Raw genomic sequence first — 15,440 nt, forward strand, 5'->3', positions numbered from 1 at the left:
CTCGTTTGGGATCAAACAATAGGCCCGACCGGCACCGCGGAACAAGCCCCTCGGGCCGATCCGCGCGATCCGGCCGGACGGGGTGACAGTCCGCCCGCCAGGGCATATCGTATGGCCCCAAACGAGAGACCGCGCGGCGCCGCTCCGGACCGCCGCCCGCCGCTCTCCCCGGCCCCCGCGATCCAGGAGGTGCCGTGGCCACCGTGCACGGCTTCTTTCACCCCAGGACGGCCACCGGCCGCTCCTCGCTCGTCCCCGCCCCGCCCTGGCACTACTCGGGCGACCTGCTGACGGTCGAGTACCGCACCGACCCCGCCCGGGTCGCCGAACTGCTGCCCGCCCCACTGGAACCCGCCGAGGAGGACCCCGGCGCCGTCGCGCTGATCTGGGCCGACTGGCAGTCCTGCGCCGCCGACCGCGCCGAGCTGCTCGACCCGGTCCGCGCCCAGTACAAGGAGTGCTTCGCCGTGGTGCGCTGCTCCTACCGGGGCCGCACCTACTCGCGCTGCGTCTACATCTGGGTGGACAAGGACTTCGCGATCGCGCGCGGACTGCACCAGGGCTACCCGAAGAAGCTCGGCTCGATCCACCAGACCCGCCCGCACCCCTACGGCCCGGCGCCCCGGCTCGCCCCCGGCGCCCGGTTCGGCGCCACCCTGGCGGCGGCCGACCGCCGGCTCGCCCAGGCGGTGGTGACGCTGCGGGAGGAGTCCGCGACCAACGGCTTCGTCAACGGGCACCCGATGGCCCACCACCGGCAGCTGCCCGCCATCGACCGGCCCGGCACCCTGACCCTGGACGAGCTGGTGGAGAGCGGCGCCGCCGCCTTCGAGGCCGGGCCGGCCTGGCGCGGCACGGCCGAGCTGGAGCTGTTCGAGGCGCCCACCGAGGAGCTGGCCGCGCTGCGGATCGAGGAGCCGATCGGCGCCTACTACCGGCAGGTCGGGGTGGTCTGGAACGGCGGGCGGGTACTGGAGTCACCCACCGGCGGCTGAGCCCCCGCGCGGGCCCGGGACCGGGGTTCGGCCGCGGGCCCGCGCGCGGGCGCCGAGGAATCGTACGGGTGCAAATGGAGTGCCCGGCGCGCTAGATTCGGCCCCACGACACGACCGCGGCCCGGCCGCGGGGAGGGGACCACCGGTGACCAACCGCACCATCGAGGAGACCGAGCTCGCCGTCCAGGCCAAGCTGGGGCAGGTACCGCTGCTGCGCGCGCAGATGGCCGCCGTCGGCAACATCCACCGCGCGGCGGCGGCCGTCCGCCAGCACCTGGAGAACTCCGTCCTGCGCGGCGCCCAGCTGACCTGGACATCCTTCGTGGTGCTCTGGGTGGTCTGGATCTGGGGCGAGATGGAGACCCGCTACGTCGCCGAGGAGGCGGGCATCTCCAAGGGCACGCTGACCGGCGTCGCCCGGACCCTCGAATCGCGCGGACTCGTCGAGCGGGTCGGCCACCCCTCGGACGGCCGGATGGTGCTGCTGCGGCTCACCGCGGCCGGCGAGGAGCTGATGGCCGGGCTGTTCCCGCGGTTCAACCATGAGGAGGCCTTCGTGGCCGGCGCGCTCTCCGACGAGGAGTGCGAGCAGCTGGCCGGTCTGCTGCGCCGGGTCGTCGGCACCCTGGAGCAGGACGGCGAGGCCCGCCGCGCCGAGCTGACCGCCGACGCTCCCCCGCCGCCGCGCCCCGGCGGCCGCCGCCGGCGCGACGCCTGACGCTCCGGAAGGCGTGAGGGCCCCGTCCACCGGTGGACGGGGCCCTCACGTCGTGCGCTCAGCCCCGGCGGCCCTCGGCGGCCGCGGCCTCCACCAGGGCGTCGAACACCGCCTGCTGGGCCGGGTCGGTGGCCGCCGTGTCCTCCGGGTGCCACTGCACACCGAGGAACCAGCCGGCCGGTTCGACGAGTTCGACCGCCTCCACGGTGCCGTCGGCGGCCCGCGCCGTCACCCGCAGGCCGTGACCGAGCCGGGCCACCCGCTGGTGGTGGTAGCAGGAGACCACCCGGTCCCCCGGGCCGGCCAACCGTGCCAGCAGGCTGCCGTCGAGCGGCGTCAGCGGGTGCACCACGTGCCGGTGGTCGAGCCCGGGGCCGCCCATGTCCTGCTCCAGGGTGCCCCCGAGCACGGTGTTGACGACCTGCAGACCCCGGCAGACCGCGAGCGTCGGCAGTCCGGCGAGCAGGGCGTACCCGGCGAGCGCGAGGTCGAAGGCGTCCTGACCGGCGTGCAGGTCGTAGACGTCGGGGTGCCGGGAGTCCTCGCCGTAGTGCACCGGATCGAGGTCCCCGCCGCCGGGCAGCAGCAGTCCGGAGCAGCGCGCGAGCCGTTCGGCGACCTCCTCGGCGCCGGCGGCCCCGGGCGCGCCCGGTCCGGCGGGCAGCATCACGAACGGCTCGCCGCCGGCCCGGTAGACGGCCTCGGCAAGCGCCTCGGCGGCCACCACGGCGGCGTACCGCAGCGCCGAGACGGAGGCCGAGAAGCGGGCGGGCAGCGCGATCAGCGGCCTGGGCGCGCTCACAGCCGGATCCAGGTGGTCTTGAGGTCGGTGTACTTGTCCAGCGCGTGCGCGGACTTGTCGCGCCCGTGCCCGGACTGCCGGACGCCGCCGAAGGGCACTTCGAGTCCGCCCTCCTCGTAGCAGTTGACCCAGACGGTACCCGCCCGCAGCGCCCGCGACATCCGGTGCGCGGTGGACAGGTCGGCCGTCCACAGGCCGGCGGCCAGCCCGTAGACGCTGTCGTTGGCGATCCGGACGGCCTCCTCGGGGGTGTCGAAGACCTGGACGGCGAGCACCGGGCCGAACACCTCCTCGTGGGCGAGCCGCATCCGCGGGCCGACCCGGTCGAAGACCGTCGGCTCCAGGTAGGACCCGCCGCTGTCGGGGAGCACCGCCCGGCCGCCGGCCCGCAGCCGGGCGCCGTCCCGGTGGGCGGCCTCGATGTGTCCGAGGACGCGCTCGCGGTGGGCGGCGGTCACCAGCGGGCCCATCTCGGTGGCCGGGTCCAGCGGGTCGCCGATCCGCAGGGTGCGGGCGCGCTCGACCACGGCGTCCACCACCCGGTCGGCGACCCCCCGGTGGACCAGCAGCCGGGACGGAGCGGTGCACATCTCGCCCTGGTTGAAGAAGATGCCCCAGGCGGCGGTGGCCGCCGCCCGGTCCAGGTCGGGGGCGTCGGGCAGCACGATGTTCGGGGACTTGCCGCCGAGTTCGAGCCAGACCCGCTTGAGGTTGGAGTCGGCGGCGTAACGCAGGAAGTGCCGCCCGACCTCGGTGGAGCCGGTGAAGGCGAGCGCGTCGACGTCCGGGTGGCGCCCGAGCGCGCGCCCGGCCTCCGGGCCCTGTCCGGCCAGCACGTTGAGCACGCCGTCGGGCAGTCCGGCCTCGACGGCCAGCGCGCCCAGGCGCAGCGCGGACAACGGGGACTGCTCGGCGGGCTTGAGGACGACGGTGCAGCCGGCGGCGAGGGCGGGCGCGGCCTTCCAGGCGGCCATGGTGAGCGGGAAGTTCCAGGGCACCACGGCCGCCACGACGCCGACCGGCTCCCGGGTGACCAGTGCCAGGGCGTCGCCGGGGGTGTGCGGGGCCTCGTCGGTGAGCTTGCCGGCGAGTTCGCCGTACCAGCGGAAGGTGGCGGCGACGGCGCGCAGTTCGATGTCGCGCGCCTCGGTGACCGGCTTGCCCATCTCCAGGCTGATCAGCAGGGCGAGTTCGTCGCGGTGCCGCTCGACCAGGTCGGCGAGCCGTTGGAGCGCGCGGCCGCGTTCGACGGGGGCGAGCCGGGGCCAGGGGCCGTGGTCGAAGGCCCGCCGGGCGGCGGCGACGGCAGCGTCCGCCTCGGCCCGCCCGCCGGCGGCGACCTCGGCCAGCAGGCGGCCGTCACGCGGGGAGACCACCGGGAAGGTGGCGCCGCCGCCCGGTTCCGGGGCGCCGCCGATGAGGTGGGCGGTCGGGAGGGCGAGTGCGCGGGCGCGCCGCCGCCATCCTTCGTGGGTGTCGTCGTCGTGGGGTGCGCCCGTCACGGTGCCTCCGGTCGAACTCGCGGTGGCGCGAAGGCCACCCAGGTGTCATTTGGAGGCAAACGATAACCAAGGACCCGGCCGCTTCCAAGGGTTGACCTCCACGGATCCCGGGCCCTACGTTGTTTGGAGCCAAACGAGAATCAGGAGGGCGCGCATGTCCGTCCACCCTGCGGCCGCCGCCGACGCGCCGCCGCCCCACCTCGCGACGGTGGCCGGGGTCCCCGTGGACACCCGCCACTGGATCGGCGGACGCCGCGTCGCCTCCGCCGACACCTTCGCCGACCACTCCCCGATCGACGGCGCCGAACTGGCCCGGATCGCCCGGGGCACCGCCGCCGAGGCCGACGCCGCGGTCGCCGCCGCCACCGCCGCCTTCCCCGGCTGGGCCGCCACCGCCCCCGCCGAACGCGCCCGGCTGCTGCACGCGATCGCCGACGGCGTCGAGGCCCGGCTGGAGGACCTCGCCGCCGTCGAGACCGCCGACAACGGCGCCCTGCTCCGCTCCCACCGGCGCGGCGTGATGCCCCGGGTCGCCCACAACTTCCGGTTCTTCGCCGACCGGCTGCTCGCCCTCGGCCACCCCGGACTGGACACCCGCGGCCACGCCAACCGGGTCAGTTGGGACCCGGCCGGACCGAGCGTCCTGATCACGCCCTGGAACGCCCCGCTGATGCTCGCCACCTGGAAGGTCGCCCCCGCCCTCGCGGCCGGCAACACCGTCGTCCTCAAGCCCGCCGAGTGGTCCCCGCTCACCGCCTCGCTGCTCGCCGACATCGCTGCCTCGGCCGGACTGCCCGACGGCGTCCTCAACGTCGTCCAGGGCCTGGGCGCCGAGGTCGGCGCTCCGCTCACCGCCCACCCCGGCGTACGGCGGATCAGCTTCACCGGCTCCGTCCCCACCGCCCGGCGGATCGCCGAGGCCGCCGGACGCAACCTCACCCCGGTCAGCCTGGAACTCGGCGGCAAGTCCCCGCTGCTGGTCTTCGCCGACGCCGACCTCGACCTCGCCGCGGAGCTCGCCGTCGAGCAGTTCGACAACGCCGGACAGGTCTGCCTGGCCGCCACCCGGCTGCTCGTCGAGGCCTCGGTGGCCGAGGAGTTCACCGCCCGGCTCACCGCCCGCGCCGCCGCGCTGCGCCAGGGCGACCCGCGCGCGGAGTCCACCGACCTCGGCCCCAACATCCACCCGCGCCAGCTGGAGCGGATCGACGGCTTCGTACGGCGGGCCCTGGCCACCGGCGCCCGCGCGGTGTTCGGCGGCGGGCCCAACGAGGAGCTGGGCGGCCTCCACTACCGGCCCACCCTGCTGACCGACGTCCACCAGGACTCCGAGATCGTCCAGGAGGAGGTGTTCGGCCCGGTGCTCACCCTGCAGACCTTCGACACCGAGGAGGAGGCGGTGGCCCTGGCCAACGGCACCCGCTTCGGCCTCGCCGCCACCCTCGCCACCGGTGACCGGGAGCGCGCCGACCGGGTCGCCGACCGGCTGGTGGCCGGCACCGTCTGGGTGAACTGCTTCTTCGTCCGCGACCTGCGCGCCCCGTTCGGCGGCTCGCGCGAGTCCGGGATCGGCCGCGAGGGCGGCGACTGGAGCTTCGACTTCTACGCCGACGTCCGCAACACCGTCACCGCGCCGAGGGGGTGGGCGGACCGTGGGTGAGATCGTCGGCGCCGGGCTGCTCGCCCACGTGCCCACCATCGTGCTGCCCGAGGCCACCCGGCGCGAGCTCAACGAGGGCCGGGATTTCACCCTGGTCACCGGCCTGCGCGAGCTGCGCCGGGACGTCTTCGAGACGCTGGACTACGACACCGTCGTCGTCCTCGACTCGCACTGGGCCACCACCGTCGAGTTCGTGATCGCCGCCCAGCAGCGCCGGGCCGGGCTGTTCACCTCCGAGGAGCTGCCGCGCGGCATGCGGCGGATGCTCTACGACTACCCCGGGGACCAGGAACTCGCCCACGCGGTCGCCCGGTTCGCCGACCGCCACGGCACCTGGATCACCCCGATCGACGACCCCTGCCTGCCCGTCCACTACGCCACGATCAACCTCTGGAAGTACCTCGGCGAGGGGCTGGCCGACAAGCGCTGGCTGAGCATCGGCGTCTGCCAGACCGGCGACGCCGAGGACCACCTGCGGCTCGGCCGGGCGCTCGCCGACGGCATCGCGGCCGTCGACCGCAGGGTCCTGGTGATCGCCTCGGGGGCGCTCTCGCACACCTTCTGGCCGCTGCGCCAACTGCGCGACCACGAGTCCGGCGACCCCGCGCACATCTTCACCCCCGAGGCGAGGGCCGCCGACGAGCAGCGGATCACCTGGTTCCGCGAGGGCCGGCACGACCGGGTGCTCGACACCATGGACGACTTCCAGCGGTTCAAGCCCGAGGCCCGCTTCGGCCACTACCTGATGCTGGCCGGCGCCCTCGGCGAGCAGCGCTGCACCGCGCCCGCGCGGCAGTACGGGGAGTACGAGAACTCGGTCGGCACCGGGCAGGCGCTGCTCTGGTTCGACCGCCCGACAGCGGGCTGGACCGCGCCGCCCGCCGGCGCCGCCGCCCACCGGCACGACCCGCACCACCACGTCGACCCGCACGAGGCCGACCCGTACGAGGAGACCGCCCATGCCTGAGTACCGCCGGATCCTCCTCGACGGCGCGGCCGTCGAGGTGCGCCGCGAGGGCGAGGAGCTGGTGGCCGGCGACGGCCGCCGCGTCGCCGCCGACGCCGCCCGGCACCTGCCGCCGGTCGTCCCGGGCAAGATCGTCGCCGTCCACCTCAACCACCGCAGCCGCGTCGAGGAGTTCGGGATCCGGCTCACCCCGGCCCCGACCTACTTCCACAAGCCGGTCTCCGCCCTCAACGCCCACGGCGGAGCGGTCGTGCGCCCCGAGGGCTGCCACTACCTCAACTACGAGGGCGAGGTGGCGATCGTGATCGGCCGCACCTGCCGCAACATCGCCCCCGCAGAGGCCGGCGCATACATCGCCGGCTACACCGTCGCCAACGACTTCGGCCTGCACGACTTCCGGGACACCGACGCCGGCTCGATGCTCCGGGTCAAGGGCTCCGACACCCTCGGCCCGCTCGGACCGGGCCTGGTCACCGACTGGGACTTCCGCGGCAAGTACCTGCGCACCTACGTCAACGGCGTGCTCGTCCAGGACGGTTCCACGGACGAGATGGAGTGGGACATGCACTACCTGGTCGCCGACATCGCCCGCACCATCACCCTGCACCCCGGCGACGTCCTGCTCTCCGGCACCCCCGCCAACTCCCGGCCGGTCCGGCCCGGGGACATCGTCGAGGTCGAGGCCGAGGGCCTCGGCCGGCTGCGCAACCACGTGGTCACCGGCCCCACCCCGATCCGCACCGACGTCGGGGCCCAGGTGACGGCCAGCGAGGAGGTCCTCTCCACCGCCCTCGGCGGCGACTGGGAGTTCCGCGGCATCCGGCCCCCGGTGCGGACCGCCTCCTGAGCACGGACCGGCGCGGGGCGGACGGCGGCCCGCCCCGCGCCGTACGGGCCGGACCCCCGCCCCGGCCGTCGTCCTCGGCCGTCGGTCAGCGACGCATGAGCGCGAAGACGCCCCAGCCGACGTACTCGCGTTCGTAGCGCACGTAACGCGCCGGACCGGCGTGGAGCTCCGCACGCAGTTCGGCGGCGAGTTCGTCCTCGGGGTGGGCGTCGAGCCAGCGGCGGACGTTCAGCCACTGCGCGGCCCGGTAGCGGTCCCAGCTGTCCTGGTCGGCGAGGACCATCTCCACGACGTCGTAGCCGAGCGCGCCGAACTGTTCGACGAGCCCGGGCAGCGGAAGCAAGTCGTCGACGCGCTCGACGTGGCAGCCAGTCACGATGGCCTGGTCAGCCGGCCGGCGCCGCCAGAACGGCTCGCCGATGAGCATGATCCCGTCCGGCTTGAGGCTCTGCCGCAGGAGCCGGACCGTGCCGGGGACGCCACCGCCGATCCAGGTGGCACCGACGCAGGCGGCGACGTCCACGGGCTCGTCGGCCACATGGCCGGAGGCGTCCCCGTGGACGAAGCGCACGCGATCGGTGACACCGACTTCGGCGGCGCGGGTCCGCGCCCGGTCGATGAACGCCGTACTGATGTCCACTCCGGCCCCGGTGATCCGGTGGTCCCGGGCCCAGGTGCACAACAGCTCCCCCGACCCGCAGGCCAGGTCGAGCACGCTCGCGCCGGGCGACAGCCGGAGCGCCTGCCCGAGCATGGCCAGCTTCTCGCTGGTGAACGGGTCGTGGATGCGGTGACTGCTCTCGCGGATGACGAAACTACGTGGAAGATCCACTTCGGGGGGCCCTTCGGCTGGATGAGGTCATGGCAACTGTTCGCGGCTTCCGCCAGTCCGCCGCGCCGGTCCGAACGCTCATCCCGCAACACCCCCGCAGTCATCACCGTTGCCGATGGTCGCCAAGCTAGGCCGACGGCCTGCGACTGTCCACCGGTTTTCCGAGCGCGCGCCCTACCGGGGGCGGCGGACACCGCTTGCATTTAGGGCGCGCATGCAATTATTGTTCCAGCAGAGATTGCGGCTGCAATCACTCGCGGGTTCCGTCTGCGCTCCGCCCTCCGTCCTGACCAGGAGAGTCCGACATGAGCACCAGCCTCTTCAGCCCCTTCACCCTGCGGTCGCTCACCATCCCGAACCGGATCTGGATGCCGCCGATGTGCCAGTACAGCGCCGCGCCGGACGGCGAGCTGGCGGGCGTTCCGCACGACTGGCACTTCACCCACCAGGCCGCACGCGCCGCCGGCGGCACCGGGCTGATCATCACCGAGGCCACCGCCGTCAGCCCCGAGGGCCGGATCTCGCCCTACGACCTCGGCCTGTGGAACGACACCCAGACCGAGGCCTTCCGCCGGATCACCGCCTTCCTCAAGGCGCAGGGCACCGTGCCCGCGATCCAGCTCGGCCATGCCGGGCGCAAGGCGTCCACCGAGCGGACCTGGGTCGACCGCGGCCGCGCGATCCACCCGGACGAGGCGCACGGCTGGACGCCGCTCGCCCCCAGCGCCCTCCCGTTCGACGACGCCCGGGTCACGCCGGAGGAGCTGACCGTCGAGCAGATCGCGGAGATCGTCGGCCAGTTCGCCGACGCCGCCCGGCGCGCGCTCGACGCCGGCTTCCAGGTCGTCGAGATCCACGGCGCGCACGGCTACCTCGTCCACGAGTTCCTCTCCCCGTTCAGCAACCGCCGCACCGACGCGTACGGCGGCTCCTTCGAGGGCCGGACCCGCTTCGCGCTGGAGGTCGTGGACGCCGTCCGCGCGGTGTGGCCCGAGGACCTGCCGGTCTTCTTCCGCATCTCCGCGACCGACTGGCTCACCGAGAACCCCGAGGACGGGCGCGAGGGCTGGACCTCGGCGGAGACCGTCCGCCTCGCCAAGGAACTGCTCTCGCACGGCGTCGACCTGCTCGACGTCTCCACCGGCGGCCTGGTGCCCGACGCCCGGATCGAGGCCGCCCCCGGCTTCCAGGTCCCGTTCGCCGAAGCGGTCCGCCAGGAGACCGACCTGCCGGTGGCGACCGTCGGCCTGATCACCGAGCCGGCCCAGGCCCAGCAGATCCTCACCGACGGCCGCGCCGACGCCGTCCTGATCGGCCGCGAGCTGCTGCGCAACCCGTACTGGGCCCGCCACGCGGCCACCGCGCTCGGCGGCGAGGTCGCCACCCCGTCGCCGTACCACCGGGCCTGACGAGCCCGCAGCGCCCCGGCCGCCGTCCCGCTGAACAGGGACGGCGGCCGGGGCGCTGCGGCGTTCCCGGGCGCCGCCCGCCGCCCATGCCATCCGTCCTGTCAGCGGCGGCCGGTACCTTGTGTCCGCCCGTGCGACGCGACATGAAGGAGTGCCCATGACGACGCCCGAGACGGCTCCGGCGACCGACCCCGGCGCGTGGGACGCCGCGCTGGCCAGTGCCTTCGCGATCCTGCTCGACGGAAGCCCGGCCGTCGATCCGGCCGTCGGACCCGCCACCGGGTACGGGGTCTACTACGCCTCGGACTCCCTCGACGAGTTCCTGTTCCCGAGCCCCTGGACGACTTCTGACGCACTGTCGGGCCGGGAACCGAGGCAGCTGCCGGATCCGGACGGCGAGTACCCCTTCTCCCCCTGGACCTGGCGGTTCGACCTGGGCGGATCGCTGTTCCGCTTCGACGCCGACCTCCTGGCGGGAACGGGACCGTGGGGCGAGGACGGCCACAAGGGCCCCCGGCCGTTCGACGACGCCTTCGTCGCCGACCTGCGGACCGTCGCCGTCGTCGACGAGTTCGACGAGGCGCTGGTGCACGGCGCCGACCTGGGCCCGCTCCTGGCCCGCCACGAGGTCGATCTGACCGGCAGGAACGCCGAGAAGCTGAACACCTGGCTGACCGTGCTGCTGCGCGTCGCCACCGACGGCACGCTCACCGACGCCCTGCGGGCCGCCACGTTCACCGAGCGCGGCCCCGAACACCTGGTGTCGGTCGGCGACATGAGCCGCGCCCGCTCCGCCGCCGAGCCCTGGGAGGAGCGGCTCAGCACGCTCACCCACCCCGCGCTCCGTGACCACCTGCGGATGCTCTGCCTCTCCCCGAACGACGCGCGCAGCGAGGGCGGCTTCTACTCCGGCGCCGACGGCTGGCCGTGGAGCGACATCCTGGAGGCGGTCGGCTGCTCCCTGGTGGCGGGCTGGGGCTTCGGCGAGTCCCAGGCCGGAACCGCCGTCGTGCGACTGCCGGAGCAGCCGCCGGCGCGCTGAGCGGGTGGGCGGCCGCGCCAACGACGCGGCCGCCCGCCCGGTCAGTTGCCGGCCCCGGTGCCGAACAGGTGCAGTTCGTAGGTGTCGCCGCCCCGGTCCTCTCTGTGCCACTTCCGCAGGAAGGCCGCCGTCGCGCCGCGCCGCAGCAGCGGACTGGTGACGGTGAGACCCGGTCCCGTCGCGAAGAGCTCGTCCACCCGGGGCACCATGCCGTCCAGCCAGGCCCGGACCTCCGCCGGGGTCCCAGCCGGACGGTCCGCACCCGCGCATTGCCGCAGGAACGCGATGCGGTCGACCGCCGTGGCCGTCACGGAGCAGGTCACCCTCTCCAACTCGCCGTCGAAGGACCACACGGCGGCGATCCACTCCACCACCCCGCCGTCCGCCTTCTCCCCCGCCGCATGCCAGACGGGCGGCCCCGGGAAGTCGACCTTCTCCCGTTCCTTCAGCGTGATGCCCCGGCCTGCGGCGAGACGCTTCAGGAAGGTCTCGCCGGTGTAGCCGGGCTCGATCACCCGGGCCCTGAGCGGCGGCAGCGCGGACTCCCCGGTCACCGGACGGTCCGGCCAGTCCGCCACCGTTCGGGTGTCGACCACCGGCGGCGAGGGGGCCGGCGGCGGTTCGGCCGGACCCTCGGCACCCACGGGGCCGCCCGCCCGCTCCACCCCCTCGCGTTTGAGCAGCGAGCACTCGGAGACGGAGACCAGGAGCGCCAGGGTGGCGAGCACGGTCGCCGTCCGGGTCACGGTGGCACGGGTGGCGTTCACCGGGTCTTGAACTCCTCGATGGCCTCGCGAATGGTGCGGCCCATGAGTTCGCTGCCGGCGTGGCCGGAGTCCTCGATGATGTGCAGGCGGGCTCCCGGCCAGGCCTTGGCCAGCTCCCAGGCCGTCTGCACCGGGCAGCCCATGTCGTGCCGGCCGTGCACCAGCACCGCCGGGATGCCGGCCAGCTTGGGGGCATCGCGGATGAGCTGCCCTTCCTCCAGCCACGCGCCGTGGCCGAAGACATGGGCGCAGATCCGCACGAAGGCGATCCGGGCGTCGGTCTCCTGGCGGCTGTACATGCCGGGCACGCCGTTGGGCTCGTCGGAGACGACGGCGTCCTCCCAGGCCAGCCACTGCGCGGCGGCGCGTTCGCGGACGGCCCGGTCCGGATGCTCCATCAGCCGGGCGTAGGCGGCGAGCAGGTCGCCGTCACGCTCGTCCTCGGGGACGCCGTCGCGGAAGCGGTCCCAGGCCTCCGGGTGGAACTGCCCGGCGCCCCGGTAGAGCCAGTCGATTTCCGAGCGGCGGGCGGTGAACACGGCCGCGATCACCACCTCGGTCACCCGCTCGGGGTGTTGCTGCGCGTAGGCGACGGAGAGCGCCGAACCCCAGGAGGCGCCGTTCACCAACCACCGTTCGATGCCGAGGTGTTGGCGCAGCCGCTCGATGTCGTCGATGAGGTGCTGCGTGGTGTTCAGCCGCATGTCCGCCGCCGGGTCGCCGGCGTGCGGGGTGCTGCGGCCGCAGTTGCGCTGGTCGAAGCGGATCACCCGGTAGGCGTCCGGGTCCCACGCCCTCGTCGGACGGTCCGGGGTGCCCGCCCCCGGACCGCCGTGGATCTGCACGGCGGGCTTGCCATCCGGGTTGCCGAGCTGTTCGTAGTAGAGGCGGTTGCCGTCTCCGGTGTCGAGGAACCCGCGGTCGTAGGGGGCGGTCGGAGGATAGAAGTCAACCATGACCTCCGATCGTACGCGGGTTCGTCAACGCACGGCCCGGGAACGGGGGATCCGCGGCGCCTCGGCCACCGCCCGGTCCACCGCCGGCTCCACCGCCGGGTCCTGACGGGCCGCCGGCACGCGCCGCTCGCGGGTGGCGACGGTCAGACAGGCCGCGATCAGCACGATGTTCTTCAGGATGTACTGCCCCTCCAGCGTCGGCACCGGCGGGACGCCGTGGGCCCACACGTCGTTCGGCAACAGGACGAGGGTGGCGAACACCCCGGTCATGTGGACGAAGAACACGGTGAGGGTGAGTCGGCGCAGAAGTCCGGTGACCAGACCGAGCCCGATGGCGACCTCCATCAGCGCCAGCAGGAAGCGCGAGACGTCGGGCGGGACGGCGTCGAAGGTCATCAGGCTCATGCAGCGGGTGGCGAGGTCCTCGGCGGGGCTGGTACCGGGGAAGAACTTCGGCAGCCCGAACCAGAGGTACAACACCCCGACGCTGACGCGCAGAACGCCGGGGGCCACGCGCCGGTAGGCGTCGGCGAACACTTCGGCGCGCTGTCTGGACGAGCGCACCACCCGTGCGGAAAACGACTCCATCCTGCCCCTCCTTCGGATCCAACAGAGTTCCCAGCACCGAACGGGGACGGGACATGTCACATCCGATGGGATCCGGGTGAGGGGCGGCCCGGGGCACCGGCCGTGGCACGGCCTGTCAGGTACTGGCTCAGAAGTCCGCAGCTTAGCGCCCTGCTGCCGCGCCGCATAGGCTCCGCGGGGTGCTTGACCACACGGGGAAGAGCGCGGTGGCGCCTTCTAGCATCTCCGTCATGACTCCACCACCCCCGGCGAGCGCCGAAGTGACGGTCCGTCCGTGTTTCGGCCACACGCCGCCCGCGCCCGGACTGCGGGCGTTCGTCGAACGGTACTGGTGGTCCGAGGGCGGCGCGGGCGCGCTGCCCCGGCTGCTGCCGGGGACCGGGGCCGAGCTGTGGGTGCACTGGGCGGGCGGGGTGGCGCTGCGCGCACCCGACACCACCGGGGCGCCGACACCGCTGCCGGGCGCGCACCTCGTCTGTCTGCGCCGCACCGCCTGGCGGTTGGACCGGCACGGCGCGGCGGGCGGCTTCATGGCGGTGCGGTTCCGGGCGGGTGCGCTGCGCCACCTGGTCCCGGTCGGGCTCGACGAGCTGGCCGACCGGGTGGTGGACGCCGAGGACCTCTGGGGCGCGGCCGGCCGGCGGCTGGTCGACCGGGTCCGGACGGCCACCGGCGCGGCGGAGCGGATCGCGGCCCTGGACGGGTTCCTCACCGGGCTGCTCGCCGAGCACCGCCGTCCGGAGGCCTGGCTGGACGCCGCCGTCGGGCGCGTCTACCGCCGGCCGGCCGGGCTGCGGATCGACCGGCTCGCCGAGACGGCAGGGGTCGGCGAGCGCCGGTTGCAGCGGGCGTTCCCGGCGGCGGTGGGGGCCGGGCCGAAGGAGTTCCAGCGCCTCGCGCGGTTCCAGCGCCTCGCCCGGCACCTCCTGCGGGAGGACCGACGCGACTACCTGCCCGCGGCGTTGGCGGCCGGCTACTACGACCAGAGCCACTTCGTCCGCGAGTTCCGCCGGCTCACCGGCGAGCGGCCGGGCGACCTGCTCGGACGGGGCCTGTCGCATTTCTACTATCGGCCGCTCCCGGACGGCGGCCAGGCTGGCCCCCTACCGACGAGGAAGGAACTCCCATGACGATGGTGCTGGCGATCCTGCGGGCGCGACCGGAGCAGGCGGACACCCTGGACGCGGCCCTGCGCGAGGTCGCCGAGTCGACCCTGCGCGAGCCGGGCGCGCTGGCGTACACGGTCGGCCGTCAGGACGGCGACCGGTTCCTGGTGGTGGAGCGGTACGCCGACCACGCGGCCCGCGAGGCCCACTTCGCCGCCCCCTACGTGGCCGGCCTGCTCGCCCGCTTCCCCGAACTCCTGGCCGAGGAACCGCTGGTGGAGTTCGCCGACGTGCTCACCGCCTTCGCGCGCTGACCGCGGCCCGCGCCCCGCGCGAGCTGGCCGAAGTACGACCCCCGGGCGCCCCGGCCCCGGGACGGTGCGGGGACGGAGCGCTACATTGGGCGCCTGTGCCGGGCAGGGGGCGGGCACCGGGTTCGTTCCCGTGCCGCGGCCGTTGGGAGGACCCGTGTCTTCGCCCCGCGCAACGGACCGGCCCCGGGGGCGCCGGGCCGCCCGGTTCGCCGTCGGAACCCTGGTCGCCGCCGCCACCGTCGTCGTCGCCCTGCCGGCCGTCCCGGCCCAGGCCGCCCCGGCGCAGACCGCCGCGGCCAAGGTCGTCTACCTCACCTTCGACGACGGCCCGAGCCCCCGCTACACCCCGCAGGTGCTCTCGCTGCTGTCCCAGTACGGCGTTCGCGCCACCTTCTTCGAGATCGGCCAGAACGTCGCCGCCAACCCGGAGGTCACCCGGCAGGTCGGCGCCCAGGGGCACAGCGTGCAGAACCACAGCTGGTCCCACCCGGACCTGCGCAAGCTCTCCAAGTCCGCCTTCCAGTACCAGGTGTCGGCCACCGACGCACGCATCCGGGCGCAGACCGGCACCACCCCGTCGTGCCTGCGCCCGCCCTACGGCGGCGTGAACGGCACCGTCCGCTCGGCCGCCGCGGGCCTGGGCAAGAGCGTCCAGCTGTGGAGCGTCGACCCCCAGGACTGGTCCCGCCCCGGCCGCGCCGCCATCGAGCGCCGCGTCCTCGACGCCGTCAAGCCCGGCTCCGTCATCCTCCTCCACGACGGCGGCGGCGACCGCGGCCAGACCGTCGCCGCCCTCCCCGCCATCCTGGGCACCCTCAAGTCCCGCGGCTACACCTTCGCCCTCCTCCCCTGCCGCTGAGCGGGCGTCGTCCCGCGTTCGCCATGACCGGAGCACGGCGTCAGGCCACCTTGACCTCACGGCGACCTGACGGTCC

The 15,440-nt window shown here is 74.4% G+C and carries 16 protein-coding genes; 10 read left to right on the forward strand and 6 right to left on the reverse strand.

What is annotated here, in order from left to right:
- The first annotated feature begins 194 nt into the window (after positions 1–194).
- Together ACFU9E_RS23450 and ACFU9E_RS23455 are read left to right on the forward strand one after the other, a co-directional pair.
- On the forward strand, positions 195–995 hold the full coding sequence (locus ACFU9E_RS23450) for an acetoacetate decarboxylase family protein (RefSeq protein WP_380715300.1): 801 nt from the start codon (positions 195–197) through the stop codon (positions 993–995).
- A 145-nt stretch (positions 996–1,140) separates the two neighbouring features.
- The gene (locus tag ACFU9E_RS23455) at positions 1,141–1,713 is read left to right on the forward strand and encodes a MarR family winged helix-turn-helix transcriptional regulator (RefSeq protein ID WP_380715302.1); all 573 of its coding nucleotides are present in this window, start codon (positions 1,141–1,143) and stop codon (positions 1,711–1,713) included.
- Between the two features lie 58 nt (positions 1,714–1,771).
- Here ACFU9E_RS23455 and ACFU9E_RS23460 read toward each other — a convergent pair whose 3' ends face one another.
- Together ACFU9E_RS23460 and ACFU9E_RS23465 are read right to left on the reverse strand one after the other, a co-directional pair.
- On the reverse strand, positions 1,772–2,515 hold the full coding sequence (locus ACFU9E_RS23460) for a gamma-glutamyl-gamma-aminobutyrate hydrolase family protein (RefSeq protein ID WP_380688107.1): 744 nt from the start codon (positions 2,513–2,515) through the stop codon (positions 1,772–1,774).
- Entirely contained in the window at positions 2,512–4,017 is a 1,506-nt protein-coding gene (locus ACFU9E_RS23465; protein WP_380688105.1) for an aldehyde dehydrogenase, read from the reverse strand. Before ACFU9E_RS23465 ends, ACFU9E_RS23460 begins: the two co-directional genes overlap by 4 nt.
- Positions 4,018–4,171: 154 nt before the next feature.
- On the opposite strand from ACFU9E_RS23465, the gene ACFU9E_RS23470 reads away from it, so the two are divergent.
- Genes ACFU9E_RS23470 through ACFU9E_RS23480 form a run of 3 tightly spaced genes read left to right on the forward strand, consistent with a single transcriptional unit; the run spans position 4,172 to position 7,491 of the window.
- On the forward strand, positions 4,172–5,677 hold the full coding sequence (locus ACFU9E_RS23470; protein ID WP_380688103.1) for an aldehyde dehydrogenase: 1,506 nt from the start codon (positions 4,172–4,174) through the stop codon (positions 5,675–5,677).
- Positions 5,670–6,644, forward strand: coding sequence for a 3,4-dihydroxyphenylacetate 2,3-dioxygenase (locus ACFU9E_RS23475; protein ID WP_380688100.1), 975 nt, complete (start codon positions 5,670–5,672; stop codon positions 6,642–6,644). The genes ACFU9E_RS23470 and ACFU9E_RS23475 overlap by 8 nt, the downstream gene beginning before the upstream one ends.
- A complete protein-coding gene (locus ACFU9E_RS23480; protein ID WP_380688098.1) occupies positions 6,637–7,491 on the forward strand; it encodes a fumarylacetoacetate hydrolase family protein in 855 nt (284 codons plus the stop codon). Before ACFU9E_RS23475 ends, ACFU9E_RS23480 begins: the two co-directional genes overlap by 8 nt.
- 85 nt (positions 7,492–7,576) lie before the next feature.
- Here the strand turns inward: ACFU9E_RS23480 and ACFU9E_RS23485 are convergent, their stop codons facing one another.
- On the reverse strand, positions 7,577–8,323 hold the full coding sequence (locus tag ACFU9E_RS23485) for an SAM-dependent methyltransferase (RefSeq protein ID WP_380690057.1): 747 nt from the start codon (positions 8,321–8,323) through the stop codon (positions 7,577–7,579).
- Positions 8,324–8,628: 305 nt separating this feature from the next.
- Here ACFU9E_RS23485 and ACFU9E_RS23490 point away from each other — a divergent pair, with 305 nt between their 5' ends.
- Complete coding sequence (locus ACFU9E_RS23490; protein ID WP_380690055.1) at positions 8,629–9,732, forward strand: NADH:flavin oxidoreductase/NADH oxidase; 1,104 nt, start codon at positions 8,629–8,631, stop codon at positions 9,730–9,732.
- Positions 9,733–9,889: 157 nt separating this feature from the next.
- A complete protein-coding gene (locus tag ACFU9E_RS23495; protein ID WP_380715305.1) occupies positions 9,890–10,774 on the forward strand; it encodes a hypothetical protein in 885 nt (294 codons plus the stop codon).
- Between the two features lie 41 nt (positions 10,775–10,815).
- Here the strand turns inward: ACFU9E_RS23495 and ACFU9E_RS23500 are convergent, their stop codons facing one another.
- Genes ACFU9E_RS23500 through ACFU9E_RS23510 form a run of 3 tightly spaced genes read right to left on the reverse strand, consistent with a single transcriptional unit; the run spans position 10,816 to position 13,085 of the window.
- Positions 10,816–11,541 (reverse strand): hypothetical protein, encoded by a 726-nt coding sequence (locus tag ACFU9E_RS23500; RefSeq protein ID WP_380686184.1) that lies wholly within the window; start codon positions 11,539–11,541, stop codon positions 10,816–10,818.
- On the reverse strand, positions 11,538–12,497 hold the full coding sequence (gene pip, locus ACFU9E_RS23505; protein ID WP_380686182.1) for a prolyl aminopeptidase: 960 nt from the start codon (positions 12,495–12,497) through the stop codon (positions 11,538–11,540). The genes ACFU9E_RS23500 and pip overlap by 4 nt, the downstream gene beginning before the upstream one ends.
- A 24-nt stretch (positions 12,498–12,521) precedes the next feature.
- Positions 12,522–13,085: a DoxX family protein gene (locus tag ACFU9E_RS23510; protein ID WP_380686180.1), complete on the reverse strand. Its 564-nt coding sequence runs from the start codon at positions 13,083–13,085 to the stop codon at positions 12,522–12,524.
- A gap of 230 nt (positions 13,086–13,315) precedes the next feature.
- Here ACFU9E_RS23510 and ACFU9E_RS23515 point away from each other — a divergent pair, with 230 nt between their 5' ends.
- From ACFU9E_RS23515 to ACFU9E_RS23525, 3 genes are all read left to right on the forward strand, one after another.
- Complete coding sequence (locus tag ACFU9E_RS23515; RefSeq protein ID WP_380686178.1) at positions 13,316–14,215, forward strand: helix-turn-helix domain-containing protein; 900 nt, start codon at positions 13,316–13,318, stop codon at positions 14,213–14,215.
- Complete coding sequence (locus ACFU9E_RS23520) at positions 14,212–14,505, forward strand: putative quinol monooxygenase (protein ID WP_380686176.1); 294 nt, start codon at positions 14,212–14,214, stop codon at positions 14,503–14,505. Before ACFU9E_RS23515 ends, ACFU9E_RS23520 begins: the two co-directional genes overlap by 4 nt.
- A 154-nt stretch (positions 14,506–14,659) precedes the next feature.
- Entirely contained in the window at positions 14,660–15,364 is a 705-nt protein-coding gene (locus ACFU9E_RS23525; RefSeq protein ID WP_380686174.1) for a polysaccharide deacetylase family protein, read from the forward strand.
- Positions 15,365–15,440: the final 76 nt, after the last annotated feature.

Origin of the sequence: Kitasatospora sp. NPDC057595, from assembly GCF_042800875.1 — a bacterium.
Taxonomy (GTDB): domain Bacteria; phylum Actinomycetota; class Actinomycetes; order Streptomycetales; family Streptomycetaceae; genus Kitasatospora.